Here is a 26,742-nt window from a genome sequence, read left to right as displayed (position 1 = left end):
GCCGGGGCACCCGAGGCGACTCCCTGATCGTCTCGGGTGCCTCGGCATGCCCGCGTCCGGCCGTCTCACCGGTTGTGCGTCCGTCATTGACACCCGGAGATCTGTGTAACTATCGTTTCGTGCAGCATATGTTTCATCTGACGTGAGGGAAGTGAGAGATGGACGCGGCAACGTGGGGACTCATCATCGCGACGTTCGTCGCGTGTTTCGTGGAGATGGTGGAAGCCACGACGATCGTGATGGCGATGGGGTACACCCGGGGCTGGCGGTCGGCGCTGATCGGTACGGTCGCGGCGCTGGGCGCGCTCGCGGTGGTCACGCTGGCGGCCGGCTACGCGCTGGCGAACTGGCTGCCGGAGTCGGCGCTGCAGCTCGCGATCGGCGGTCTGCTGCTGATCTTCGGCCTGCAGTGGTTGCGCAAGGCGATCCTCAGATCGTCCGGGCGCAAGGCGGTGCACGACGAGGATGCGATCTACCGGGAGGAGGTCGAGGCGGCCAAGGCGGCCGGTGAGGCCAAGCAGGGCCTGGACATGTTCGGCTTCATGGTCTCCTTCAAGGGCGTCTTCCTGGAGGGCATGGAGGTCGTCTTCATCGTGCTGACCTTCGGCCTGAACGCGAACAACATCCCGGCCGCCAGCCTCGGCGCGATCGCCGCCGTGGTGATCGTGCTCGGCATCGCCGTCGCGCTGCGCCGGCCGCTGTCGATGATCAACGAGAACCTGCTCAAGTACGGCGTCGGCCTGCTGCTGGCGTCCTTCGGGACGTACTGGGCGATCGAGGGCATCGGCATCTTCCGCGACGGCCGGGAGAGCCTGAACTGGCCCGGCCACGACCTGATGATCCTGATCCTGCTGGCGGCCTGGTTCCTGCTCAGCCGGATCTTCATCGCCGTGCTGCGCAAGCCGGTCGCCGCGGCGCCGGCCGCCGCCGGCGTTCCTGTGGAGGTGAAGAAGTGAAGTTCCTCAAGTCCTTCGGGCAGTTCTGGTACGACTTCATCATCGGCGACGACTGGAAGATCGCCGTCGCGGTCGTCCTCGCGCTGGTGGTGCTGTTCGCCGCGATGACGGTCGGACTGTTCGGCGACACCGGACTGACCCTGCTCGGCGGCGCGCTGGTGGTGGTGGCGTTCAGCATCAGCCTCGCCATCGACGTCCGCCCGAAGCGGCGGTGACGCCCGGATTCCCCTGTCCTGCTTGACGGAACGGCCCCGCACAGCTGTGCGGGGCCGTTCTCTTTGTGTCGCTCTGTAGCAAACACCACGTCTTCTCAGGATCTCGTAGTATCTGCTACAGTGCTGGGCGAAGCACCTTTCCACCCCCACGAAATCGGAGGATCCAGATGCGAGATACCGCCGAAACCGTGCTCGCGCTCCTGCCGTCCGACGTTCAGTACGGCGATATCCGCGTGGTCCGCCGGACCCACGAGCAGGTCCTGGTCGAGCTCGACGGCCCGGGGGAGGTGAACTACGACGACTCCCTGGGACTCGGACTGCGGGTCGTGATCGGTGGCCACTGGGGTTTCGCGGCCACCCACCGGCTGGACCCGGACGGCATCGACGCGGTCATCGCCCAGGCGGTCGGTCAGGCCCGCGCCGCGGGCGGCGGTGGTCACGTCGCACTCGGGCAGCCGGTGACGACGCGCGACAACTGGTCGTCGCCGATGGACGTGGACCCGTTCACGGTCCCGCTGTCCACCAAGCTGGACCTGCTGTCGGCCACCGTCAAGGAGGCGACGACCGCGGGACCACTGGTCCAGCAGATCGAAGCCTCCGTTGACTTCTACCGCGACGAGAAGGTGTTCGCGAACACCGAGGGCGCGCTGATCGAGCAGACGCTGACCGAGAGCGGCGGCGGCCTGATGGTCAACGCCGGCGACGGGAACGACGTCCAGCGGCGATCCTTCCCGCAGGGTGTGCCGCGGCAGATCCGCGGCCAGCGCGGCGACTTCGCCACGGCCGGCTTCGAGCACGTGCTGTCGCTCGGCCTGCCGGAGAACGCGGCCCGCGTCGCCTCCGAGGCGGTCGCGCTGCTGACCGCGCCGCAGTGTCCCGACGAGATCACCACTCTTGTTGCTGGGAGCAACCAACTCGCGATGGTCCTGCACGAGTGCGCGGGCCACCCGATGGAGGCCGACCGCGCGCTCGGCACCGAAGCCAGCCTGGCCGGTGGCACCTACGCCACCCCGGAGCGGCGCGGCAACTTCCGCTGGGGTACGCCGATCGTCTCGGCGTACGCGGATGCGACCATCCCCGGTGGGCTCGGCTCCTTCGCGTACGACGACGAAGGCGTGCCGGCGCAGCGCACCCAGCTGGTGAAGGACGGCATCTTCCTCGGCTACATGTCCGGACGCGAGTCCGCGGCCGCCCTCGGTGACGAGCCGAGCGGGGCCTCCCGGGCGGACGGCTGGCAGCGGCTGCCGTTGGTCCGGATGACCAACATCTGCCTCGAGCCGGGCGAGTCCTCGCTGGCCGAGATGATCGCCGGCACCAAGCGCGGCATCCTGGTGGACACCAACCGCGGCTTCTCGATCGACGACCAGCGGATGAACTTCCGCTTCCAGACCGAGATCGGCTGGGAGATCCGCGACGGCAAGGTCGGCCGGATGCTGAAGAACTGCACCTACCAGAGCGACACCCCGACCTTCTGGGGCAGCCTCGACGCCCTCGGCGGACCGGACGAGTGGAAGCTGCACGGCGTCCCGTCCTGCAACAAGGGCGAGCCCTTGCAGGTGGCCCACGTCGGCCACGGCACCGTGCCCGGACGTTTCCAGAATGTGCAGGTGGGACGATGAGCATCAATCAGGCAGAGGTCCAGCAGGCGCTGGAGATCCTCGGCGACGGTACCCGGCTCGACATCCTCGGCGAGAACGCCGACCTGTTGCGGTACGCCGAGTCCGAGATCACCGCCCAGCACAGTGAGCGCCGGATGCGGGTCCGGGTCCGGATCAACCGCGACGGCCGTGCGGTCGCCGGTTCGCTGGAGACCCTCGACCCGGTGGCGGTTCGCGTCCTCGCCGACCGGCTGAGCGCGGCCCTCACCGAGCTGCCCGACGGCCCGGTGAGCAGCGCCGTCCCGACCGCTGACCACTCCGCCGAGACGCCCGTGATCCCCGCGTCCGGCTCGGTGCTCGAGTCCGACCCCGCGGTCCGCCACCGCTGGTTCGCCACCGTCCGCGACGGCCTCGACCCCGACATGAAGCTGGGCGGCGCGATCCGGTACGACGTGCTGGACCGGGTGGTGGCGGACTCCACCGGACTGTTCCGGTCCGAGACGTTGACCAAGGCATCGATCCAGGCGATCGCGAAACAGGACGGCCGGTCCGCCAGTGTCAGGTTCATGCACCGCGACGCCGACCAGATCCCGATCGAGGAGATCCCGGGCCGGCTCCGCGGGGCGCTGACGCCGCTGCCGATGGGCGAGGCGCACCACGGCACCTGCCGGGTGCTGCTGAAGCCGCAGGCGGCCAACGCGCTGATCGCCACCTACGGCTACGCGGTCCTCGGCGCGAACGCCTATGCGACCGGACGGTCCGCGGTGGCCGGCCGGCTCGGCGAGAAGGTCGCGAGCGAGCTGATCACGCTGGTCGACGACGGCTGCGACGCGGACGGACTGCCCAGCGGATTCGATGCTGAGGGCAACGTTCGGCGGCGGACCACCTTGATCGACCACGGTGTGCTCACCGGTGTCGTCTCCGACCAGCGCCGGGCCGGCGTCACGGGCGGGGTGCCGACCGGTCACGCCGTACCGGATGGGTGGCGGTTCGGTGGTGATCCGGTTCCGTCGCACCTGTTGCTAGAGGCCGGCGAGTCCACCGAGGACGAGTTGCTGGCCGAGTGCGGGAGCGGTCTGGTGGTGAATCGGCTCGACTACCTGCGGGTGCTGCACCCGAAGGAGACGCTCGTCACCGGGACCACCCGTGACGCGACGTACTGGGCCGAGGACGGCAAGCTCGTCTCCTGGCATCCGCAACTGCGGTTCACGTTCCGGATGGACGAGGTGATGAACGCGATTCTGGGCGTTGGCTCCGTGCGGGAGCGGTGTGACCAGACCTTCATGGAGAGCGTCGTCGTACCGTCACTGCTGATCGACGCCGGTCCGCTCATCCTCCCCTGAAACCAGCGGCGCCCCGTGCATTGCGTGCTCATCACCGCCGCGGGGCGCTGCTGCTCCACCCCAGCGAGGCAGATCATGGCCACACCCTCGGTGCACACGCTGCTCAACGGCTACCTGATGCCGACCGACCAGGGCAATCCCGCCTTCTGTGCCGTCTATCTGATCGAGAGCGACGACGGCCGGATCGTGTTCGACTGCGGTCACGTCGGTCGCCGCAAGGCGTTGCTGGCCGCGCTGTGCGAGCGCGGCCTGAGCCCGGGCGACATCGCCACCGTCGTGGTGTCGCACGGGCACTGGGACCACCTGCAGAACGTCGACCTGTTCCAGCGAGTGGTCATGCATCCGCACGAACTGCGCTACCTCAAAGCACCGTCGCGCCGCGACCTGGGTACGCCGCCTTGGACGTCGGCCGTCCTCGAGGGGCTCGACGTACGGGAGGCGAGCGAGGGTGAGCAGCTCGCGTCCGGGGTGCGTGTGGTCGAGTTGCCGGGCCACACGCCGGGGTCGATCGGCCTTGCGGTCGACACCGATGAGGGGACCGCTCTGTTGACCGGGGACGCTGTTCCCGCGGCAGGGGTGCTGCTCGCCGGTGAGCCGCTCGGCAGGGCGTTCGACTCGGCCCGCGCGCGGGCTTCGATCGAGCGGGTCGCCGAGCTGGCCGATGTCGTTCACCCTGGTCATGACAAGTCCTTCCGGGTCACCCGTGCGAAGAGGTCGCGATGAACCTGATCACCGGACAGACGGCCAGCCTGGTCGAGGAGCCACCGACGGTCGACCTGGGCGAGGCCACAGACTTCCTGCGCAGCCGCTACGGGATCGCCGCCGAGCTCGAGGCCTCGCGTAGCGAGCGCGACCTGAACTTCCTGGCGACCGCCGACGGTCGCCAGTTCGTCGTCAAGGTGTCGAACTCCGGCGACGATCCGGCGCAGATCGAGATGGAGAGCGCGGCGATGCGGCATGTCGCCGAGGTGGACCCGGAGCTGCCGATTCCGCGCATCGTCGACGCGGTCGACGGCGCGCGGACGGTGACGCTGCGGGCTGCGGACGGCCGGGTGCACCAGGTGCGGGTGATGACCGTGATGCCGGGCGCGGTCGGTGATCTCACGGCGTTGCCCGAACACTTCCCGGCCGACTTCGGTGCGGTGTGCGCGCGACTGACGCGGGCGATGCAGGGGTTTATCCACCCGGCGGCCGATCGCCGGCTGGACTGGGACCCACGGCTCGTCACCGCGTTGCGGCCGTTCGCGCAGCAGTTGCCCGACCCGGCCCGCCGGGAACCGATGGAGAAGCTGCTCGATCGCTTCGAGGGGTTGGCGGCGGCGACCCGCCGGCTGCCCGCGTTCGTGGCGCATGGTGACCTGACTTTGAGCAACGTCCTGATCGAGGCCGGGCGCATCTCGGGGGTGATCGACTTCGGCGACATGCACCACACCGCCCGGGTCTGCGACCTCGCGATCAGCCTGACCTCGTTGCTGCGAGAGTCCGCCGACCCGTGGCCCGCGGCCGGCGCGTTCCTGGACGCGTACCAGCGAGTGCTGCCGCTGGAGCCCGACGAGGTGGAGTTGATCGGTGAGCTCGTGCTCGCCCGGCTCGCCGCGAGTGTGCTCATGTCGGCCTGGCGGGCGCCGCTGTATCCGGACAACGAGGACTACCTCACCAGTCTGGTGGCGGGCAGCTGGCACGGGCTCGACCTGCTGGCCGGTTTCGATCCCGCCGAGCTGGCGACTCGCTTCCACCGCCTATGCGGGACGTCGCGAGTCGCGTCGTCCCAGCTCCCTGATCCGACCATCGGCGATCGACGATCGGCCGCGATGGGTGGCCAACTCTCGCCCTTGTTCTACCGCGAGCCGCTGCAGGTCGTGCGGGCTGCCGGGGCGTGGGTCCACACCGCCGACGGCACTCGCTATCTCGATGCCTATAACAACGTTCCCGTTGTCGGACACGCGCATCCCGCGGTGGTCCAGGCGATCTCGCGACAGGCCGCGACGCTCAACATCAACTCGCGGTACTTGCATCCGCATGCGGTCGAACTGGCCGAGAGACTCACGGCCACCATGCCCGCCGGCATGAACACCTGTGTGTTCGTCAACTCCGGTAGCGAGGCCAACGACCTGGCCTGGCGGATGGCGCGGGTCGTCACGGGTCGCTCCGGTGTCGTCGTCGCGGATCTCGCGTATCACGGGGTCAGCGAGGCGACCGCCGCCTGGTCGACCAACACCTACCCACCCGAGCAGCGTCCAGCCCACGTCGCGACGTTCGAGGCCCCACGGCTGGATGCGGACGGTCAGCAGCCAAGCGGAGTGGAGGCGAGCCGGCGGGTCCGGTTCGCGTACGACGACCTGCGCCGAGCCGGCCACGACGTGACGCTGCTCGCGGTCGACTCGGTGTTCAGCAGTGCCGGCATCCTCACGCCCACCGGACAGTTCATGCGCGGACTGCAGGACGAGACCCACGCGCTCGGCGGTCTCTTCCTGGCGGACGAAGTACAGGCCGGCTTCGGACGCGGCGGCCGCAATCTGTGGCGGTTCAGCGATTTCGGGCTGACGCCGGATTTCGTCACGCTGGGCAAGCCGATGGGCAACGGTCATCCGATCGCCGCGCTGATCACGCGCCGCGAGATCGCCGAGCAGTTCGCCGCGGTCGACGAGTTCTTCAGTACCTTCGCGGGCAACCCGGTGTCGTGCGTCGCCGCGCTGACCGTGCTCGACGTGATCGAGCAGGCCGGCCTGGTCGAACGATCCGGCCGGATCGGCAGCGAGCTCGCGGTCGGGCTGGCGCCGCTCGTGGCGAAGCTTCATCCAGCCGCGCGGGTCCGCGGTCAGGGGCTGATGGCCGGCGTCGCGATTCCTGCGGACGCACCGCTGACGGCGGCGGAGCTCGCGGAGCGACTGCGTGACCAAGGCGTCCTGGTCGGGACGACGGGTCCCGGGGGCAGCGTGCTCAAGATCCGCCCGCCGCTGATCTGGGAGCGCGAGCACGTGGAGCGGTTCCTGGCGGCGTTCGCTGCCGCGCTGCCCTGAGGTACCTGCGTATCATCCGTTACATGGCTGGACATCGCGTTACACCCGCAGGCCACGACACCGCCGCAGATTCCTCCGCCGAGGTCATCAGCGAGCTGCGCAGACGCATCCGGGAGCACTGGGAGGGCTTCTCCCCGGCCGCCCGGTCGGTCTGCCGGGCGTTGTCGGAGCGGTCGGCCGAGCAGCTGGTCTTCGTCTCGGCCGCCGAGCTGGGTGCGGAGACGAAGACCAGCAACGCGACCGTCGTCCGCACGGTGCAGGGGGACGGGCGCTTCCACCCGGAGCAGGCGATCACCATTGACGAGGCGCTGCGCGCGTACACCGCCAACCCCGCGTTCTCCTCGCACGAGGAGGACGTCAAGGGCACCATCACGCCCGGGAAGCTCGCCGATCTGGTGGTCCTCAGTGAGGACATCCGGGGTGACGATCCGTCGGTGCTGCTGCGCGCCAGGGTCGAGCAGACGTATCTCGGTGGGCGGCTTGTGCACTCTCGACTAGCCTGAGGTTCGTGCGTGAACTCGTTGTGCTGGGCACCGGTAGTCAGGTGCCGTCTCGGGAACGCACGCAGAACGGCTACTTCCTGCGGTGGGACACCGAGGGGTTCCTGTTCGATCCGGGTGAGGGCACGCAACGGCAGATGCTGTACGCCGGGGTCGCGGCGGGGGCGATCACCCGGCTGTGCGTGACGCACTTCCACGGCGACCACTGCCTGGGAGTACCGGGGATCGTGCAGCGCCTGTCGCTGGACGACGTACCGCATCCCGTCCGGGCGCACTATCCGGCGTCGGGTCAGAAATACTTCACCCGCCTGCGGTACGCCGCGTCGTTCTTCGAGCGTGCCGAGTTGGTCGAGGAGCCGGTCGAGGAGGACGGTCTGCTCTCCGTCGGCTCCTTCGGTCAGTTGTGGGCGCGTCGGCTGGAGCACTCGATCGAGTCCTTCGGCTACCAGGTGATCGAGCCCGACGGCCGCCGGATGCTGCCGGACAAACTCGCTGCCCTCGGCATCGTTGGTCCGGCCATCGGTCGTCTCCAGCAGGCCGGCTCGCTCGAGGCCGACGGCCGGACGGTGCGGATCGAGGACGTCAGCGAACCTCGTCCAGGTCAGCGGTTCGCCTTCGTCATGGATACCCGGCTGTGCGAGAACGTGCTCCGCCTGGCAGCCGGCGCCGACCTGCTCGTGATCGAGTCCACGTACCTGTCGCCGGAGTCCGAGTTGGCCCGTCGCTTCGGCCACCTGACCGCCCGCCAGGCGGCCCGCGTCGCCCAGGAATGCGGCGTCCGCAAGCTCGTCCTCACCCACTTCTCGCAGCGGTACCTCGAACCCGAACGCTTCCACGAAGAAGCCGCCGCCGAGTTCTCCGGCGAGATCGTCGTCGCCGCCGACCTGACCCGTACCCCGGTCCCGTCCCGCCGCTAAGACGAACAGTGCGTGACGAGTGGGCCAACAGTGCCCGAGTTCCGTCACAGCCCAATTAACATCACCGACGAATGTAAATCGCCGATCATCAGGAGCGACCTGTCGTGCGCACTCCCAGTCCGCTGCCGGCGGCGATCGCGCTGGCCGGTGTTGGCGCGTTGGTGGCGGTAGCGGTGTGGCGGCCCTGGGCGGGCGCCGCCGATGCGGCCAGTGGCCCACCCCAGATCACCGTGTCCCGCAGCCAGTGCGGCCAGGGCTGGACCGACCCGAAGACCGGTCGGCAGACGATCGTCGTGCACAACACCGGCGACGCGGCCGCCGAGGTCGACCTCGTCGAGGTCAGCAGCAACAAGGTGTACGGCGAGGTGGAAGGCCTAGGCCCGAACACGAGCGCGCCGATGGACGTGCAGCTCGGCGCCGGCCGGTACGCGATCCGCTGCCTGATCGAGGACACCGAGGCCATCACCGGTCCGAGTGTCACTGTTGCGGGCGACGCGAAGGGTGGCCCGGCCGCGGTCGCCGTCACCAAGAACGACATGTTGCCGCTGGTGAAGCAGTATGAGGCCGGGGTCGCCGCAGGCGTCGCCGACCTGGCCGCGAAGACGGACAAGCTGCGCCGCGATGTGGACGCGGGCAACCTGGATGCCGCCCGGGCCGACTGGCTCCCCGCGCACCTGGCGTACAACTCGCTCGGCGCGGCCTACGACGCGTTCGGCGACTTCGCCGACAAGATCGACGGATCCGATGCCGGCTTCCATCCGCTCGAGAAGGGCCTGTGGCACAACGCTTCCGCCGCCGGGCTGAAGCCGATCGCGGACCAGTTGGCCGTCGACGTGCACGGTTTGCAGCATGACCTGCCCAACGACCAGGTGGACCCGAACGATCTCGGGCTGCGCGCCCACGAAATCATGGAGAACGCCCTCCAGCTTGAGCTGACCGGCGAGAACGACCAGGGCAGCGGTACGTCGCTGAACACCGCGCTGGCCAACCTGGATGGCACGGCGAAGGTGCTGGCCATCCTCAACCCGGTGCTCAAGCCGCGCTACCCCGACCTGGCCCAGGTGCAGAAGTGGGAAGACCGGGTGCGGGCGCTGCTGACCGCGCACCAGAACACCCCCGTCGACCAGTTGGACCGGACGACCCGGGAACAGCTCAACGGCGCGGTCGGCCAACTGCTGGAACTGCTCGCCCCCGTCGCCGCCATCTGCGAAGTCCGGAGGAGCTCATGAGTGGCGTCGGGCGCCGGTCCTTCCTGCGCGGTGCGCTGGCCGGCGCGGGCGCGGCGGCGGTGACCGGGCTGTCGGTGTCCGCCGACGCGGCGACGTCGACGTCCGGGGCGTTCCACGGCGTGCACCAGGCCGGCATCACCACCGACCCACAGAAGCAGGCCATCTTCGCGTCGTTCGACGTGATCGCGGCGGACAAGGGCGAGCTCAACGAGTTGTTCAAGACGCTGACCGACCGGGCCCGGCTGCTGACCGCGGGCGGCGCGCTGCCGCCACTGGGCATCACCGCGCCGCCTGCCGACTCCGGCGTACTCGGCCCGGACATGCCCGGCGACGACCTGACGGTCACCGTCGGCGTCGGCGCGTCGCTGTTCGACGACCGGTACGGCATCAAGGACCGCAAGCCGGCGAAGCTGACGGCGATGAAGGAATTCCCCAACGACAGCCTGGACGACAGCCAGTGCCACGGGGATCTGAGCCTGCAGCTGTGCGCGTCGGAGACCGACACCGTGCTGCACGCGCTGCGCGACATCGCCCGGCACACCCGCGGCGCGATGCAGCTGCGCTGGCGTGTCGACGGCTTCCAGAACCCGCCGCGGCCGTCCGGCGCGCAGCGCAACCTGATGGGCTTCAAGGACGGCATCGTCAAGCCGGCACCGGCCGACCACGACAAGCTCGTGTGGGTCGGCCAGGGCAACGGCGAGCCGGCGTGGACCGCGGGCGGCAGCTACCAGGTGCTGCGCCAGATCCGGATGCTGGTCGAGTTCTGGGACCGGGTGTCGGTCGGCGAGCAGGAGAACATGTTCGGCCGGCGGCGGGACTCCGGCGCGCCGCTGGACGGCAACGGCGAGACCGATCTCCCCGACTACCCGGCCGACCCGACCGGCGGGGCGATCCCGCTGACCAGCCACATCCGCGTCGCGAACCCGCGCACCGCGGAGACCGCGGCCAGCCAGTTCCTGCGCCGCGGCTACAACTACGACAAGGGCACCGACTCGGTCGGGGACCTGGACCTGGGGCTGTTGTTCTGCGCCTACCAGCAGGCCATCGCCCGGCAGTTCGAGGCCGTGCAGACCCGGCTGATCGACGAGCCCCTCGTCGACTACATCCGGCCGGTCGGCGGCGGCTACTTCTTTGCGCTTCCCGGTGTACGGGACGGCAGCGACCACCTTGGGCGGTCGTTGCTTGCATGAGTCACTCAGAAGGAGAAGGCATGCGTGCAAGAGTCCGTGTCGCAGCCACGGCCGCTGTGGCCGCGACGGGTTTGTTGCTGGCCGGCTGTAGCGGCGGCGACACCAACCAGGTGGCCAACGCCGCCTATTCGTACAAGGTGGTCCACCCGACCACGCCGATCCAGCATGTGGTGGTGATCTTCGGCGAGAACATCTCGTTCGACCACTACTTCGGCACGTACCCGAAGGCCACCAACGAGAACGGCACGCCGTTCACGGCGGATCGGCACACGCCCAAGGTGAACGGCCTGTCGCAGCAGTTGCTGACCCACAACCCGAACGCCTACGACCCGAAGCGGCTGGCGCCGTCGCAGGCCCTGACCTGCGACCAGAACCACGGCTACGGTCCGGAGCAGAAGGCTGTCAACGGCGGCAAGATGGACAAGTTCGTCGAGAACACCGAGACGGACAAGTGCACCGGCCAGCCCGTGCTGTTCGGCGAGCCGGGACTGGTGATGGACTACTACGACGGCAACACCGTCACCGCGCTGTGGAACTACGCGCAGCACTACTCGCTGAGCGACAACTCGTTCAACACGGTGTACGGACCGTCGACCCCGGGCGCGCTGAACCTGATCTCCGGGCAGACCCACGGTGGCCAGGCGTACGACCCGAAGACGGGGCAGCCGACCACCGACGCGTACGCCGTGCAGTCGCCGGACAAGAACGGCATCGGGACGATCACCAACGACCCCGACCCGATCTACGACGACTGCTCGAACAACAACGGCAAGTCCGCCAACAATCTGGCCGGGATGCACGGGCAGAACATCGGTGACCTGCTGAACGCGCGCAACGTCACCTGGGGCTGGTTCCAGGGCGGCTTCAAGCCGACCGGTACCGCGAACGGCATGGCCGTCTGCGGCGCGTCGCACCCGAACATCGGCGGCATCGCGGCGAACGACTACAGCCCGCACCACGAGCCCTTCCAGTACTACAAGTCGACGGCGAACCCGAAGCACCTGCCGCCGAGCTCGGTGAAGGCCATCGGGTACACCGACCAGGCCAACCACCAGTACGACACGTCGGACTTCGACGCGGCCGTCGCGGCGAACAACCTGCCGGCAGTCAGCTTCCTGAAGGCCGGTGAGTACCAGGACGGCCACGCCGGATACTCCGACCCGCTGGACGAGCAGGCCTTTGTGGTCAAGGAGATCAACCAGTTGCAGAAGTCCAAGGAGTGGGCGTCGACCGCGGTCGTCCTGGCCTACGACGACTCCGACGGCTGGTACGACCACCAGAAGTCGCCGACCGTGAACGGATCCAAGGACGCGGCGCTCGACCAGGCGGCAACGTGTGGCAAGGCCCCGGTGTCCGGCGGGTACGCCGACCGCTGCGGCTACGGCCCGCGCCTGCCGCTGCTGGTGGTCTCCCCGTACGCGAAGACCAACCACGTCGACCACTCGCTGACCGACCAGAGCTCGATCCTGAAGTTCATCGAGGACAACTGGCGGACCGGCCGGATCGGCGACCACTCGTTCGACCAGCGCGCCGGCAGCCTGACCGGCATGTTCGACTTCCGGCAGCACCCGAGCAACAAGAAGCTGATCCTGGACCCGAAGAGCGGGGCCGTCGTCAGCAACCACTGATTGTCAGTAACCGCCCTGGTCGGCGAGAAAATCGTCGATCAGGGCGTTCACCTCCGCGGGAGACTCCAGCGCCGCGAGCTGAGCGGATTGTTCGCTCTACTGCTCATAGCGGCGCGACCGAGGCTGCCAAGCGCGTCGCCAGGCCTCGGACATGCTCGATCAGCTCGGGCGGCGACTGGACCTCGAACGGGTGTCCGAGCAGGCCGAGATGAAGAGCCAACTCGTCGAGAGAGTTGGCGCCTGCCTCGACCAGAGTCGTCGTCGCGTCGACCGGAGTCACCGTCGCGACGCTGGGCGCGAACCGATCCGCCACCTGCTCGGCCGGCGCCTGGACGAGGAAGCGGGCCTGGTACCGGTAGCCACCGGAGGCGATGCCACGAGCGGTGGTGCCCAGGTCCGGGATCTCGCGCGGAGTGAATCGCGGCCCGGTCGGGATCCGCGGCTCCAGCCGGTCGAGCCGGAACGTGCGCCAGTCGGAGCGGTCCAGATCCCACGCGACCAGGTACCAGCGCCGGCCCGTGTGCACGAGCCGATGCGGCTCCGTCGTACGGGTTGTCGCCGTACCGTCGTGGTTGCGGTAGTCGAAGCGCAGGCGCTGGTGATCGCGCGACGCCGCGGCTGTTGTGAGGAGGACGTCCGGATCGACCGGTGGGCTACCCGACGGGGTGACGGCGACCGCCTGGAGGAGCTTGATCCGATGACGCAGCCGGGACGGCAGGACCTGCTCGAGCTTGGTCAGCGCGCGGACCGACGACTCCTCGATCCCGGCCACGGAGCCGGTCGCGGCCGCGCGCAAGCCGATCGCGACGGCCACCGCCTCCTCGTCGTCCAGAAGCAGCGGCGGCAGCGCGGCTCCGGCCCCGAGCCGGTAGCCGGCCACTCCTGGAAGGGCGTCGACCGGGTAGCCGAGGTTGCGCAGCTTCTCGACATCCCGGCGGACCGTGCGGACCCCGACGCCGAGCTCGGCGGCGAGCGCGGCGCCGCTCCAGTCTCTCGGCGACTGCAGGAGCGACAGCAGTTTGAGGAGTCTCGCGGAGGTTTCCAGCATGACCTCGATTCTTCCACCTGGTTAGGACCGAAGCTGTCCTAACCAGGTGAAAGAGTCGAGACATGATCAAGCCCTACAGCATCGACATCCCGCAGAGCGCCCTCGACGACCTGGCGGCCAGGCTGGCCGCCACCCGCCTCCCCGCCCCGCTGCCCGGTGACGACTGGGACACCGGCGTACCGGTCTCCTGGCTGGCCGAGTTGGTCGACTACTGGCGGGCCAAGTACGACTGGCGGGCCGCGGAGGCGGAGCTCAACGCGTATCCGCAGTTCACCACCGAGATCGACGGTCAGCGGATCCACTTCCTGCAGGTGAAGTCACCGGAGCCGGATGCCTTGCCGCTGGTGCTGACGCACGGGTGGCCGGGGTCGATCGTCGAGTTCCTCGATCTGATCGGTCCGCTCACCGATCCGGTCGCGCACGGCGGTGACGCCGCGGACGCGTTCCATCTGGTGATCCCGTCGCTGCCTGGGTTCGGGTTCTCCGGGCCGGTGTCGGACAGCGGTTGGAGCCGGGAGCGGATCGGTCAGGTCTGGGCGGTGTTGATGGATCAGCTCGGCTACGAGCGGTACGGCGTACAAGGTGGTGACATCGGTGGGGCCGTGTCGCCGGCGGTGGCGCGTGCGGCTCGGGACCGGGTCGTCGGGGTCCACACCAACGGTGGGCCTTCGCTGCCACCGTTCCCGTTGCCGGAGGAGGAGCTCGCGACGCTCACGCCGCTCGAGCAGGACCGGATCGCGCGGATCGGCGGATTCCTGCAGAAGGAGTTCGGCTACATCTCGATCCAGTCCACCAGGCCGCAGACGGTGGCCTACGGCCTGGTCGACTCCCCGGTCGGCCAGCTGGCCTGGATCATGGACAAGTTCCGGGCCTGGACGTACCCTCTCGAAACCTTGCCTGAGGCAATCATCAGCAAGGACCGGCTGCTCACCAACGCGATGATCTACTGGCTCACGGGGACCGCGGGCTCAGCGGCGTACGTCGGCTACGCCCAGACGGAGCCGTGGGGCACCCGGCTCGAGAACTCCGGCGTGCCGACCGCGGTCCTGGCCTTCGCCCACGACGTCTGCATCCGCCGTTACGCCGAACAGGACAACACCATCACCCGCTGGACCGACGTCGACCACGGCGGCCACTTCGCCGCCCTCGAGGAGCCTGATCTGCTGATCAGCGACGTCCGCGAGTTCTTCCGCGACCTGCGCTGAATCCGTCCATCATGGCCTGCAGGCCGGCGTGGAAGTGGTCGCCTGGTGTGGAGCCGTCGGCGGCCTCGGCGAGGAGGTTGTAGGCGGGATCGGTGGGCGCCGGCCTGCGGCTGCGGCGGTCGGCGCCCAGGGTGAGGACGGCCATGGTGAGGGCGTGGCCGATGGTGAACTCACGAAGGGATCGGCTGATCCGGAGCGCGTCGGCCGGCGTGAAGCCATCCTCGGTCAGGGTCTCGATCATGCGGTTGCCGGTGGCAATGGCGGCGGGAGAGCGGACCGGGCGGGAGGCGAACAGCGTGACGGCGTGCGGATGCCCGAGCAACGTGTCGCGGAGTCTTTCGCAGTACGCCGCCGAGACCTCTCGCCATCCCTTTGCCCAGGGCAATGAGTCGGTGTCCAGCCGGTCGAACAGCAGCTCGGCGATGCCGTCGTACAGATCCTCCTGGTCGGTGAAGTGCCGGTAGGCGGCCATCGGGTCCGCACCGAGCTCGGCACCGAGCTTGCGCATCGAGAACTTGGCCAGCCCGATCCGGTCGATCAGCTCGAGCGCGACCGTCGCGATGTAGCCGCGGTTGAGCACGGTCCGCGTCGGTGGGGTGCGGTCAGCCATCGATGAACTCTTCCAGTCGGCGGGCGAACTCCGCGGCGTGCCGCTGATAACCGAGATGACCGCCCGGGAACTCCAGACACGGTACGCCGAGCTCGGCGCTGAGCTGCCGTGCGGGCCGACTGTAGTACCGGCCCTCGCTGGCCACGCCCACGCCGAAGGCCCAACGTACGTCGGTTTGCCGCAATGCCGCGAGGTCCGGCTGGTACTGGAGGAACTCGGGCATCTCGGACCGCATCAAGAGCTCGGCGTTGCCGAACAACCGGTTCATCTCGTTGCCGGGGGTCAGCCGCTTCGCCAGTTTGACCCCGGCCGCACCGATCGTCCGGCCGATCTTCGCGTCGAACAACCTGGTCGGCTTGTCCATCGTGCCCGCGGCGAACTTGAGCATCGCCGGCAGTGCGCCCTCCCGCTGGGTGATCCGGCCCAGGTCGTCGAAGTACGCCACTCGCGCGGCCGCGTCCGGCAGGACCTGGATCACCGGCGGCTCGTGCACGATCGCGCCGGCGACCCGATCGGTGTGCGAGATTAGCAGGCTGAGTGTGACGAGCGCCCCGGCACTGTTGCCGAACACGAACGCCCGCCCCACCCCCGCATCATCCATAACCGCCACCACATCCCCAGCCTGCGCCGCCAGCCCACCCCGAGCCTGCTCCGCGAGCCGAATCCGCCGGTGCTCATCGGCTCCATCGCGCCGGCGCTCGTCCCGTGGGTGCCCCTCGAGCCCGCCGCTCGGGTGCTCCTCGGGTGCAGCCCCCGGGCTACCTCCGTCCTGGGGGTGCTTCCAGCGACTTCGGGAGTTGCCGCGGCGGTCGAAGGTGATCACGGTGAACCGCTGGGCCAGCTCCCGCACCAGATCCCGGTACATGGCTGCATCACCACCCCCGCCGGGCACGAGGACGACAGCCGGCCCGGTGCCGGTCCGCTCGACATGCAACGTCACGTCTGGAATGTCTACACTGTAGATCATATCTACAGTGTAGACATACGTTCGAGCTCAGGAGAAGTCGGTCGAGGTGCTGAAGTGAGCCCACGCGGCGGCTTCTTCGGCACGGGCCTGGGAGGACCGTTCGGCGTGGGTGAGCGCGTCCTTGCCGAGCAGCAGCCGGCGGGGCGGCTCGTCCAGGGAGACGACCTCGAGGATGGCGGCGGCCGCCCTGGCGGGGTCACCCGGTTGCTTGCCGTCGGCTTCGAGGCGGTAGCGGTTCATCGCGCCGACGGTCGAGTCGTAGTCCGGGAGTACCGGGGCGATCGTCATCGACGAACCGCCCCAGTCGGTCCGGAACGCCCCCGGCTCGACGATCGTCACCTTCACCCCGAACGGCTTCACCTCGTTGCTCAGCACCTCCGAGAACCCTTCGACGGCGAACTTCGCGGTCTGATACGCCCCCATCCCCGGTGTCCCGCCAACCCGCCCACCGATCGACGAGAACTGCAGAAAGTGCCCGGCCCGCCGCTCCCGGAACACCGGAAGGGCAGCCTTCGTGACGTTGACGACCCCGAACAGATTCGTCTCCAGTTGTGCCCGGAAGTCAGCGTCGGTCGTCTCCTCGATCGGCGCACTGTTCGCATAGCCGGCGTTGTTCGCAACCACATCAAGCCCGCCGAACGCGTCCAGCGCGGTCTGTACGGCGGCTCGCGCGGCGCCCGCGTCCGTGACGTCAAGCGCGATCGCCCGGACCCGTTCGCCGTACCGCTCGACCAGGTCGTCGAGCTGCTCAGGCTTGCGTGCGGTGGCGACCACCCGGTCGCCGGCGGCCAGGGCCGCCTCGGTGAGGGCGCGGCCGAGCCCACGGGAACTGCCGGTGATCAGCCAGATCTTGCTCATGATGGATTCCTAACTAACCAAACGGTTGGATACACCACCAAACTAACCAACCGGTTGGTTGGAAATCAACCAACCGGTTGGTTGCTAAGCTGGCGGCATGCAGCAGCGGAACGCCGACCGGACCAGGATGCGGATCCTCGCCGCCGCCACCGAGGAGTTCGCCGCGCGCGGGATCGCAGGCGCACGGGTGAGCCGGATCGCCGAGGTCGCCGAGTGCAACAAGGCGATGCTCTATGCGTACTTCGGCAACAAGGACGGGCTGTTCGATGCGGTGTTCACCGCGTCCGTGGACGCCTATCTGGACGAGGTGGGGTTCGACGCCGAAGACCTGCCGGCTTACGCGGGGCGGGTGTTCGACTACTTCGAGGCGCATCCCGATCACCTGCGGCTGTCGATCTGGTACCGGCTCGAGCGGCCGGAGGGTCAGTCGCTGGAAGCGATCCTCGCCGTCAACCAGAGCCGGCTCGACGAGCTGCAGCGGGGTCAGCGGCGGAGGGCGGTGCCGCGGGAGTTCACAGCGGTCAGTCTGCTGTCGCTGATCCAGGCGATCGCCACCAGTTGGTCGTCGATGAACCCGGAGTACATCGCTGCTGTACCGAACGAATCCGTGCGGCGCCGGGCGGTTGTGATGGCGGTCCGGAAGATTCTCAGCTGATTCATTGGCTGGCTCGATGGAGTTCTCAGCCTTGCGAGGTCTACTCGAATGCAGAGGGAACTGGCTGAGAGGGCAACCGCAATGAACGACAGCACGGGACGGCAGGGCGCTGAACAAGGGCCTGTGCAGGATCCAGGACACCAGCAGCACGCCGCACACCAATCCGGCGCGCAGCCGACGGGGCCGCAGTACGCCGGCCCACAGCAGGGTGGTGTGCCCCAGCCGACTCCGCAGCAGCCTGGCGCACAGCCCACCGGACCGCAGTACGCGGGTCCGCAGCAGGCGGGTGCACCGCAGCAGGGGCCGTGGCAAGCGGCCCCGCAGCAGTCCGGCGCGCAGCCGGCGGGACCGCAGTACGCGGGTCCGCAGCAGGCGGGTGCGCCGCAGCAGGCGCCGCAGCAGGGCGGTCAGCAGCAGAGTGGTGTGCAGTACGGCGGTGCGCTGCAGGCGGGTCCGTGGTACGGGCCGTACGGCGGACCTCAGCAGTACTACCCGTTCGGTCCGCAGCAGTCTCCGCGCAAGCGTGGGCGGCGACGGCTGTTCGGGACTGTCGGCCTGGGACTGGCCGCGGCGCTCGTCGCCGGATCGGTTGCCTGGGGCATCGGTCAGCACAATGGCGGGAGCACTTCGCAGTTGTCGCAGCAGCAGTTCGATGCCGCGTCGGTCGCCGCGAAGGTGTCGCCCGGCCTGGTCGACGTGAACACCGTGCTCGGGTACCAAGGTGCACGGGCGGCCGGCACCGGCATCGTGCTCACCTCCGACGGCGAGGTGCTGACGAACCACCACGTGATCGCGGGTGCGACGTCGATCACAGTGACGGACATCGGCAACGGGAAGACGTACAACGCGAGTGTGGTCGGGTACGACGGCTCCCACGACATCGCCGTACTGAAGCTGAAGGACGCGTCCGGGCTGCAGACCGCGAACACCGGTAACTCGGACAAGGTGAAGCTCGGGGATCAGGTGGTCGGGATCGGCAACGCGGGTGGCGTCGGCGGTACGCCGAGCTTCGCGGCCGGTCAGGTGACCGGACTGAACCAGGCGATCACCGCGACCGACGAGGGCGGGCAGGACCCGGAGAACCTCACCGGGCTGATCCAGACCGACGCGAACATCCAGGCCGGCGACTCCGGTGGTCCGCTGGCGAACGCGTCCGGCGAGGTCATCGGCGTCGACACCGCCGGATCCAGCAACAACAACGGCGGGCAGGGCCAGTTCGGCCAGACCGCCGCCACCACCGGCTCCACGTCCACCGCGACCCTGACGGCGGACGGCAACGGACTCGGGAACGGCGACGGCAACCCCGGCTTCGGCCCGGGCTCCGGCTTCGGTGACGGCTCCGGCAACGGATCGGGCAATGGCAACGGGTTCGGCGACGGATCGGGCAATGGCAACGGGTTCGGCGACGGATCGGGCAACGGCAACGGGTTCGGCGACGGCTCCGGCAACGGCGACGGATCGGGCAACGGCTCCGGCAACGGGAACGGCTCCGGCAACGGCGGCGGGACGACGACCGAGGGCTATGCGATCCCGATCAACGACGCGCTGAACATCGCCAAGCAGATCGAGAACGGCAAGGCGTCGGACACCGTGCACATCGGAGCATCGGCGATGCTCGGGATCTCGGTCGAGACGAGCCCCGGTACGACGGGCGCCGTGGTCGGCGACGTGGTCGCGGACGGCAAGGCGGACGACGCCGGCATCACCGCCGGTGACGTGATCACCTCGTTCGACGGTCACGCCGTGGACTCGCCGGACGCCCTGTCGGCGCTCCTGAACAAGCAGCACCCCGGCGACAAGGTCGAGGTCGGATGGGTCGACCAGTCCGGCCAGACCCACAAGGCAACCATCGAACTGATCACTGGACCGGTTCGCTGACAGGCAACAACTGAACCCGGTCTGCTGGCACCAGCGGTTCCCGTCGCTGAGCGGACCGAACGATCGGGCCCGGCACTCTCTCCCCCTCGGAGTGCCCGGGCCCGATCCCCATGTTCAGGACCAGAACCCGCTGCGCCAGGTTGGGTGAGCGGGCGTCCAGTCGAGGTTGGTGCGGGCGTGGATGCTGGAGGCGCCGCGGGCCCAGGGGGTTCGGGCGGGAGCGGCCCCGGATGGCGCCGGCGAGGCGGGTGAAGCAGGTACGTCGGCGGACGTGGCGGGACCAGGTGGGCCGGCGGAGGTGGTGGGAGCGGGTGCGCCGACGGACTCGGCGAAGGCTGGAGTCCACTCGGAGGCTGGGGCTGGGGTGTTGTCGACGATGTTGACTGGGCCGGTTGGCCAGTGGAGGGCTGCGGCTGCGGCCGAGGCGGCGTCGTCGACGTGGAGGAAGCTGGTGATATCGGGGCCGGTGGGGAGATTGCCGGTGGCGGCGAGGTCTGCCATCGCGCCGCCCTTCGTGTACCACGTGTCAGGGCCGTAGAGCATGCCGTAGCGGAGGACGACCCATTCGGAGGCTTCGGCAGTGATGTCTTCCAGGGCGGCGACGGCTTGGACTGATGCGCGGCGGCGGTCGTCCGCGGCATTCAGGTCGAACGGTGTTGATTCCACCGCGGGTGCGTCACCCGGCTCGTAGGCCCAGGCGATGCTCTGGGAGATCACGCGGTCCACGCCGGCGAAGAGCGCCGCGTCGATCAGGTTGCGGGTGCCCTCACGCCGGATGCGGCTGTTGGCGGCGAAGTCCTGCGAGGACAGGTCGGTCAGTTGGTGGAAGACCACCTCCGGCCGGGCCGCCGCGACCACCTCGCGCAACCCGGCAGCGTCGTACACATCCCCGACGACCGTCCGGACGCCCTCCGCGACCGCGTGGTCCCGGCGGGTGAGCGCGGTCACTTCGTGGCCCTGAGCAACCAATTGGGGAACGAGACGGCGGCCGATCACGCCGGTGGCGCCGGCGACGAAGATCCTCATGGGATCACGGTAGGCAGCTCACCTACGACGATCGTGGTCCAGTTGGTGAACGATTTCCTGGGCCACTTCCGGCGGGGGTGAACGCTCGTTTACGCTGGGAGCTGAGTAAACAGATGTTCACCGTGTGAGGAACCCAGCTTGACGCTTCGCCCTGCCGCTCATCCACGCCTGATTCTGGCCGCGCTCGCCTTCTGCGGCGTCCTCGTCTCGATCAGCCAGACCATCGTCGTACCGCTGCTGCCCGAGTTGCCGCGGATCACCAACAGCTCGGCCGCCGACGTCAGCTGGCTGATCACGGTGACGTTGCTCACCGGCGCCGTGTTCACCCCCCTGCTCGGACGAGCCGGCGACATGTACGGCAAACGCCGCGTCCTGCTGATCGCCCTGTCCTCGATGGTGATCGGGTCGTTCCTCTGTGCCGGCAGCAACGATCTGACGGTGCTGATCGTCGGCCGCGCGTTCCAGGGCGCCGCGGTCGCCGTCGTACCGCTCGGGATCAGCATCCTGCGCGACGAGTTGCCGCCGCGCCGGGTGATCCCGTCGATCGCGATGATGAGCTCGACCCTCGGCGTCGGTGCGGCGTTCGGGATCCCGGCCGCGACGCTCGTGGTGCAGTACGCGAACTGGCACACGATGTTCTGGATCACCCTCGGTCTCGGGCTGCTCGACATCGTCCTGGTGCTGCTGATCGTGCCTGAGTCCGCGGTCCGGACCAGCGGACGCTTCGACGTCATCGGCGCTGTCGGGCTGAGTGCGTTCCTCGTCTGCCTGCTGCTCGCCGTCTCGAAGGGCAACAGCTGGGGTACGGCGGAGATCGTCGGGCTGTACGTCGTTGCCGCGGCCATCGTCCCGTTGTGGGGCTGGTACGAGCTGCGGACCACCAGCCCGCTCGTCGATCTGCGAGTGTCGGCGCGTCCCGCCGTACTGTTCACCAATCTGGCCGCGCTGCTGATCGGATTCTCGTTCTACGCCAACTCGCTGTCGACCGCGCAGTTGGTGCAGGAGCCGACGTGGACCGGGTACGGGCTGGGCGAGTCGATCGTCGTGAGTGGCCTCTGCCTGTTGCCCGGTGGTGTCGCGATGGTGCTGCTGTCGCCGGTGTCGGCCCGGATCTCGGCCGCCCGCGGGCCGCGGTTCACGCTGGCGATCGCGTCGGTGCTGATGGCGGCCGGGTACGTCGTCCGGCTGTTCACCAGCGGGAACGTCGCGGGGATCGTGGCCGGGGCAACCGTGGTGTCGGCTGGAACCGCGGTGGCGTACTCGGCGCTTCCGGCCCTGATCATGCATGCTGTGCCGGTGACCGAAACGGCCGCGGCGAACGGCCTCAACACCCTGATGCGCACGATCGGCTCCGCGATCTGCAGCACGATCGTCGCGATCGTGCTGGCCGGTGTGACGATCAGCAGGGCCGGCCAGGTCGCGCCCGCGTTGTCGGCGTACCTGATCGTCTTCGTCATCGCCGGGCTCGCGGCGGTGGTGGCGGCCGGCCTGGTGTTGCTGATCCCGGCCCGGCGGCCCGCGCCGGTTCCTGTCGAGGTCGGTACGACGTGACGGACCCGGGGCGGATCGCGATCCTTCGGGCGGCGCGGCGGGCGTTCGCCGTGCAGCCGTACGACGTGGTCACCCTGCGCGGGATCGCCGCCGACGCGAACGTCAGCGCGGCCCTGATCGTGAAGCACTTCGGCAGCAAGGAATCGCTGTTCGAGCAGGTCGCCGACTTCAGCGAGGCCGCCGAGCTCCTGCTCGCCGCGCCGGACGCGGAGCTCGGGCGGCACGCCGTACTCACGCTGGTGAACTACCGTCGCGACCACGGGCTGGACCTGCTCGTCCGGGTCATCTTCGCGGCCGGCAGCGGCGACGAACGCGCGCTGATCCGCGAGCACTTCCGCGACCAGGTGACGCGCGCCTTCGCCGCCCGCCTGACCGGCGCCGACGCAGGCCTCCGCGCCGAACTGATCACCGCCCAGCTCCTCGGCCTCGGCGCCGCCATCTCCGTCAGCAAGACCGGCCCCATCGCCACCACCGACCCGGAAGCGATCGCCGACCTCTACGCTCCAGCCCTCCAGACCCTCATCCACTGACCGCGCCACGGGTTGAACAGGCGTCTTAGTATGTGGGCAAGGCGCTTGGTCAGAGGTGTGACGCCGTTAACATGGGGCAACCAGGACGAGAGGCGCTGCAACGGACCCAGGTCCGCCACGCTCGACCTGGTGCACCGACTGCAAGGGCGCCTCCGGAATCTTTTTCTGGAGGGGACGGCAGATGAGTGAAACCGCGCTACGGGAACTGCTGGATCAGCGGGTCGCGGTGCTCGACGGTGCGTGGGGGACGATGCTCCAGGGCGCCAAGCTGACGCCGGAGGACTACCTCGGCGACCGCTTCGGCGACCACACCCACGAAGTCACCGGCGACCCGGACCTGCTCAATCTGACCCGCCCGGACGTCATCCTCGACGTCCACCGGCAGTACCTGGCGGCCGGCGCCGACATCACCACCACGAACACCTTCACCGCGACCAGCATCGGCCAGGCCGACTACGGCCTGCAGGACTACGTGCGCGAGATGAACATCGCCGGCGCCCGGCTGGCCCGCCAGGCCGCGGACGAGGTCGGCGGCCGGTTCGTGGCCGGTTCGATCGGCCCGCTCAACGTCACCCTGTCGTTGTCCCCGCGCGTCGAGGACCCGTCGTACCGCGCGGTGACGTTCGAGCAGGTGCGGGACGCGTACGCCGAGCAGATCGCAGCGCTGGCCGAGGGCGGCGTCGACCTCCTCCTGATCGAGACCATCTTCGACACCCTGAACGCGAAGGCTGCCGTCGCCGCGGCCCGCGAGGTCGCGCCACATCTGCCGTTGTGGATCTCGGTGACCATCGTCGACCTGAGCGGCCGGACGCTGTCGGGTCAGACGGTCGAGGCGTTCTGGAGTTCGATCGAGCACGCCAAGCCACTCGTTGTCGGCGTCAACTGTTCCCTCGGCGCCGCCGAGATGCGCCCACACGTGGCCGACCTGGCCCGCTTCGCCGACACGTACGTCGCCTCGCACCCGAACGCCGGCCTCCCGAACGCCTTCGGTGGGTACGACGAGACGCCGGAGCAGACGGCCGGGATGCTCGAGGAGTTCGTCGAGTCCGGACTCGTGAACATCGTCGGCGGCTGCTGCGGTACGACGCCCGCCCACATCAACCGGATCGCCCAGGCGGTCCAGGACCTGCCGCCGCGGACCGTCGTACCCACTGATCACACCACCAGGTTCTCCGGCCTGGAGCCGTTCAAGATCGCCCCGGACACCGGGTTCGTGATGATCGGTGAGCGGACCAATGTGACCGGGTCGGCCAAGTTCCGCCGGTTGATCGAGGGGGACAACCACCAGGCCGCGGTCGACGTGGCGCTGGAGCAGGTGCGCGGCGGCGCGAACCTGCTGGACGTCAACATGGACGCCGACCTGCTGGACAGCGAGCAGGCGATGACCACGTTCCTGAACCTGATCGCGACCGAGCCCGAGGTGGCCCGGATCCCGATCATGATCGACAGCTCGAAGTGGTCGGTGCTGGAGGCCGGGCTGAAGTGCGTGCAGGGCAAGGGCGTGGTCAACTCGATCAGCCTGAAGGAGGGCGAGGAGGAGTTCCTCGAGCGCGCCCGGCGGATCCGCGACTACGGCGCCGGCGCGGTGGTGATGGCCTTCGACGAGCAAGGCCAGGCCGACACGGTCGAGCGCAAGGTGGCGATCTGCGGCCGGGCGTACGACCTGCTCACGCAGAAGATCGGCTTCCCGCCCGGGGACATCATCTTCGACCCGAACGTGCTCGCCGTCGCGACCGGTATGTCCGAGCACAACGGCTACGCCAAGAACTTCATCGACGCCTTGCCGTTGATCAAGGCCCGCTGCCCGGGCGTCCACCTCAGCGGCGGTATCTCGAACCTGTCCTTCTCGTTCCGCGGCAACGACGCGGTTCGGGAGGCGATGCACTCGGCCTTCCTGTACCACGCGGGCAAGGCCGGCCTGGACATGGGCATCGTCAACGCCGGCCAGCTCGCCGTCTACCAGGACATCCCGGCGGACCTGCTGGAGCTCGTCGAGGACGTCATCTTCGACCGGCGCGACGACGCCACCGACCGCCTGGTCAGCTTCGCCGAGAACGTGAAGGGCAAGGGCACCCAGCGCGAGGTCGACCTGACCTGGCGCGAGGGCACCGTCGAGGAGCGGCTCTCGCACGCGCTCGTGCACGGCATCGTGGACTTCATCGAGGCCGACACCGAGGAGGCCCGGCTGACCCGGAAGCGGCCGCTCGAGGTGATCGAGGGCCCCTTGATGGACGGGATGAAGATCGTCGGTGACCTCTTCGGCGCCGGCAAGATGTTCCTCCCGCAGGTGGTGAAGAGCGCTCGCGTGATGAAGCGCTCGGTCGCCTACCTGGAGCCGTTCATGGAGGCGGAGAAGGAGCAGGCCCGGCGGGAGGGACGCGCCGAGATGGTGCGCGGCCAGGGCAAGGTCGTGCTGGCCACGGTCAAGGGCGACGTCCACGACATCGGCAAGAACATCGTCGGCGTCGTGCTCGGCTGCAACAACTACGAGGTGATCGACCTCGGCGTGATGGTGCCGGCGGCAAGGATCCTGGACACCGCGGTGGCCGAGGGCGCGGACGTGGTCGGCCTGTCCGGGCTGATCACGCCGTCGCTGGACGAGATGGTTGCCGTGGCCACCGAAATGCAGCGGCGCGGGCTCAAACTCCCGCTGCTGATCGGCGGCGCGACCACGTCGAAACAACACACCGCGGTCCGGATCGCCCCGGCGTACGAGCGGACGACCGTGCACGTGCTGGACGCGTCCCGGGTGGTCGGCGTGGTGTCCGACCTGCTCGACGAGGACCGTGCCGAAGCGCTTGCCAAGAGCAACAGTATTGACCAGGAGCGGTTGCGCGAACAGCACGCCAACAAGCAGCGCAGCCCGTTGCTGACGATCGCCGAAGCCCGGGCCAACGCCGAACCGGTCGAGTACGGCGAACTCCCGGTGCCCGCGTTCACCGGGCTGCGCCGGGTGACGCCGAGCATCGAGACGTTGCGGGCGATGATCGACTGGCAGTTCCTGTTCCTGGCCTGGGAGCTGAAGGGCAAGTACCCGGCGATCCTGGACCAGCCGGTCGCGCGCGAACTGTTCGACGACGCGAATACCCTGCTCGACGAGATCATTGCCAACGGCTCCTTCATGGCCGAGGGCGTGTACGGGTTCTGGCCGGCGCACAGCGAGGGTGACGACATCCTGCTGGACGGGCTGGACGTGTCGTTCCCGATGCTGCGGCAGCAGACCGAGAAGCCGGCCGGACGGCACAACCGCTGCCTGGCCGACTACGTCGCGCCGTCGGGTGACCACCTCGGTGGGTTCGGCGTCGCGATCCACGGTGCCGAGGCGCTGGCCGCGTCGTACGAGGCGCGCAACGACGACTACCGGGCGATCATGGTCAAGGCGCTGGCCGACCGGCTGGCGGAGGCCTTCGCCGAGTGGATCCATCTGGAGGCGCGGCGGGCGTGGTTCGAGCCCGACGCTCAGCCCTTGCTGGCGGATCTGCACGCGGAGCGCTTCCGCGGGATCCGGCCCGCGCTCGGGTACCCGGCCAGCCCGGATCACTCCGAGAAGCAGGAGCTGTTCGACCTCCTTGAGGCGGACAAGCTCGGCCTGGGCCTGACCGAGTCGTTCGCGATGACGCCGGCCGCGGCCGTCAGCGGTCTGATCTTCGCCAGCCCGGCCGCCCGGTACTTCAGTGTCGGCCGCCTCGGCCGCGATCAGATCGAGGACTACGCCGTACGCCGAGGCATGTCCGTCCAGGACGTCGAGCGCTGGTTGCGACCGAACCTGGCCTACGACCCGCAGTGATGTCACACTTCCGCGGCCGGAACGCTCATAG

General features: G+C 68.9%; 22 protein-coding genes and 1 riboswitch. Of the genes, 17 read left to right on the top strand and 5 right to left on the bottom strand.

Annotated elements, in window-relative coordinates:
* The first annotated feature begins 158 nt into the window (after positions 1 to 158).
* The 11 genes from OG555_RS06040 to OG555_RS05990 all read left to right on the top strand — a co-directional run bounded on the left by OG555_RS06040 (position 159) and on the right by OG555_RS05990 (position 12,596).
* Positions 159 to 956: a COG4280 domain-containing protein gene (locus OG555_RS06040; protein ID WP_329481723.1), complete on the top strand. Its 798-nt coding sequence runs from the start codon at positions 159 to 161 to the stop codon at positions 954 to 956.
* Positions 953 to 1,171, top strand: a complete 219-nt coding sequence (locus OG555_RS06035; RefSeq protein WP_329481722.1) for a hypothetical protein — start codon at positions 953 to 955, stop codon at positions 1,169 to 1,171. The genes OG555_RS06040 and OG555_RS06035 overlap by 4 nt, the downstream gene beginning before the upstream one ends.
* 167 nt (positions 1,172 to 1,338) lie before the next feature.
* Complete coding sequence (locus tag OG555_RS06030; RefSeq protein WP_329481720.1) at positions 1,339 to 2,790, top strand: TldD/PmbA family protein; 1,452 nt, start codon at positions 1,339 to 1,341, stop codon at positions 2,788 to 2,790.
* Complete coding sequence (locus OG555_RS06025; protein ID WP_329481718.1) at positions 2,787 to 4,112, top strand: metallopeptidase TldD-related protein; 1,326 nt, start codon at positions 2,787 to 2,789, stop codon at positions 4,110 to 4,112. The genes OG555_RS06030 and OG555_RS06025 overlap by 4 nt, the downstream gene beginning before the upstream one ends.
* 75 nt (positions 4,113 to 4,187) lie before the next feature.
* Positions 4,188 to 4,835 (top strand): MBL fold metallo-hydrolase, encoded by a 648-nt coding sequence (locus tag OG555_RS06020; protein ID WP_329481716.1) that lies wholly within the window; start codon positions 4,188 to 4,190, stop codon positions 4,833 to 4,835.
* Positions 4,832 to 7,132, top strand: a complete 2,301-nt coding sequence (locus OG555_RS06015; protein WP_329481714.1) for an aminotransferase class III-fold pyridoxal phosphate-dependent enzyme — start codon at positions 4,832 to 4,834, stop codon at positions 7,130 to 7,132. Before OG555_RS06020 ends, OG555_RS06015 begins: the two co-directional genes overlap by 4 nt.
* Before the next feature lie 23 nt (positions 7,133 to 7,155).
* Positions 7,156 to 7,635 (top strand): amidohydrolase family protein, encoded by a 480-nt coding sequence (locus OG555_RS06010; RefSeq protein WP_329481712.1) that lies wholly within the window; start codon positions 7,156 to 7,158, stop codon positions 7,633 to 7,635.
* 5 nt (positions 7,636 to 7,640) lie between these two features.
* Complete coding sequence (locus tag OG555_RS06005) at positions 7,641 to 8,549, top strand: ribonuclease Z (protein WP_329481710.1); 909 nt, start codon at positions 7,641 to 7,643, stop codon at positions 8,547 to 8,549.
* A 104-nt stretch (positions 8,550 to 8,653) separates the two neighbouring features.
* Positions 8,654 to 9,778, top strand: coding sequence for an EfeM/EfeO family lipoprotein (locus OG555_RS06000; protein WP_329481709.1), 1,125 nt, complete (start codon positions 8,654 to 8,656; stop codon positions 9,776 to 9,778).
* The gene (gene efeB, locus OG555_RS05995; RefSeq protein ID WP_329481708.1) at positions 9,775 to 10,968 is read left to right on the top strand and encodes an iron uptake transporter deferrochelatase/peroxidase subunit; all 1,194 of its coding nucleotides are present in this window, start codon (positions 9,775 to 9,777) and stop codon (positions 10,966 to 10,968) included. Before OG555_RS06000 ends, efeB begins: the two co-directional genes overlap by 4 nt.
* Before the next feature lie 20 nt (positions 10,969 to 10,988).
* Positions 10,989 to 12,596 (top strand): phospholipase C, encoded by a 1,608-nt coding sequence (locus OG555_RS05990; protein ID WP_329481706.1) that lies wholly within the window; start codon positions 10,989 to 10,991, stop codon positions 12,594 to 12,596.
* Positions 12,597 to 12,699: 103 nt separating this feature from the next.
* On the opposite strand, the gene OG555_RS05985 is transcribed toward OG555_RS05990, so the two are convergent.
* Positions 12,700 to 13,644 (bottom strand): helix-turn-helix transcriptional regulator, encoded by a 945-nt coding sequence (locus OG555_RS05985; protein WP_329481704.1) that lies wholly within the window; start codon positions 13,642 to 13,644, stop codon positions 12,700 to 12,702.
* A gap of 62 nt (positions 13,645 to 13,706) precedes the next feature.
* Between OG555_RS05985 and OG555_RS05980 the strand changes: the two genes are divergently transcribed.
* Positions 13,707 to 14,849 (top strand): epoxide hydrolase family protein, encoded by a 1,143-nt coding sequence (locus OG555_RS05980; RefSeq protein ID WP_329481703.1) that lies wholly within the window; start codon positions 13,707 to 13,709, stop codon positions 14,847 to 14,849.
* Here the strand turns inward: OG555_RS05980 and OG555_RS05975 are convergent.
* From OG555_RS05975 to OG555_RS05965, 3 genes are read right to left on the bottom strand one after another with little or no spacing between them, the layout of a single operon-like run.
* Positions 14,812 to 15,459: a TetR/AcrR family transcriptional regulator C-terminal domain-containing protein gene (locus OG555_RS05975; protein WP_329481701.1), complete on the bottom strand. Its 648-nt coding sequence runs from the start codon at positions 15,457 to 15,459 to the stop codon at positions 14,812 to 14,814. The two genes, OG555_RS05980 and OG555_RS05975, sit on opposite strands and share 38 nt — an antisense overlap.
* Positions 15,452 to 16,426 (bottom strand): alpha/beta fold hydrolase, encoded by a 975-nt coding sequence (locus tag OG555_RS05970; RefSeq protein WP_329481699.1) that lies wholly within the window; start codon positions 16,424 to 16,426, stop codon positions 15,452 to 15,454. The genes OG555_RS05975 and OG555_RS05970 overlap by 8 nt, the downstream gene beginning before the upstream one ends.
* Positions 16,427 to 16,453: 27 nt before the next feature.
* A complete protein-coding gene (locus tag OG555_RS05965; RefSeq protein ID WP_329481697.1) occupies positions 16,454 to 17,284 on the bottom strand; it encodes an oxidoreductase in 831 nt (276 codons plus the stop codon).
* Between the two features lie 97 nt (positions 17,285 to 17,381).
* On the opposite strand from OG555_RS05965, the gene OG555_RS05960 reads away from it, so the two are divergent.
* Positions 17,382 to 17,939: a TetR family transcriptional regulator gene (locus tag OG555_RS05960; RefSeq protein WP_329481695.1), complete on the top strand. Its 558-nt coding sequence runs from the start codon at positions 17,382 to 17,384 to the stop codon at positions 17,937 to 17,939.
* A 123-nt stretch (positions 17,940 to 18,062) separates the two neighbouring features.
* Complete coding sequence (locus tag OG555_RS05955; RefSeq protein ID WP_329481693.1) at positions 18,063 to 19,817, top strand: S1C family serine protease; 1,755 nt, start codon at positions 18,063 to 18,065, stop codon at positions 19,815 to 19,817.
* 114 nt (positions 19,818 to 19,931) lie between these two features.
* Here OG555_RS05955 and OG555_RS05950 read toward each other — a convergent pair whose 3' ends face one another.
* The gene (locus tag OG555_RS05950; protein ID WP_329481691.1) at positions 19,932 to 20,843 is read right to left on the bottom strand and encodes an NAD-dependent epimerase/dehydratase family protein; all 912 of its coding nucleotides are present in this window, start codon (positions 20,841 to 20,843) and stop codon (positions 19,932 to 19,934) included.
* A gap of 138 nt (positions 20,844 to 20,981) precedes the next feature.
* Between OG555_RS05950 and OG555_RS05945 the strand changes: the two genes are divergently transcribed.
* From OG555_RS05945 to metH, 3 genes are all read left to right on the top strand, one after another.
* Positions 20,982 to 22,394 (top strand): MFS transporter, encoded by a 1,413-nt coding sequence (locus tag OG555_RS05945; protein ID WP_329481689.1) that lies wholly within the window; start codon positions 20,982 to 20,984, stop codon positions 22,392 to 22,394.
* Positions 22,391 to 22,924, top strand: a complete 534-nt coding sequence (locus OG555_RS05940) for a TetR/AcrR family transcriptional regulator (RefSeq protein ID WP_329481687.1) — start codon at positions 22,391 to 22,393, stop codon at positions 22,922 to 22,924. The genes OG555_RS05945 and OG555_RS05940 overlap by 4 nt, the downstream gene beginning before the upstream one ends.
* An 81-nt stretch (positions 22,925 to 23,005) precedes the next feature.
* Positions 23,006 to 23,083: riboswitch (S-adenosyl-L-homocysteine riboswitch) on the top strand.
* A gap of 22 nt (positions 23,084 to 23,105) precedes the next feature.
* The gene (metH, locus tag OG555_RS05935) at positions 23,106 to 26,711 is read left to right on the top strand and encodes a methionine synthase (RefSeq protein ID WP_329481685.1); all 3,606 of its coding nucleotides are present in this window, start codon (positions 23,106 to 23,108) and stop codon (positions 26,709 to 26,711) included.
* The last annotated feature ends 31 nt before the right edge of the window (positions 26,712 to 26,742 follow it).

The sequence above is a fragment of the Kribbella sp. NBC_01484 genome (assembly GCF_036227145.1).
GTDB lineage: Bacteria > Actinomycetota > Actinomycetes > Propionibacteriales > Kribbellaceae > Kribbella.
The sequence above is the reverse complement of the archived record's forward strand: the minus strand, read 5'-3'. Positions and strand labels throughout refer to the sequence as shown.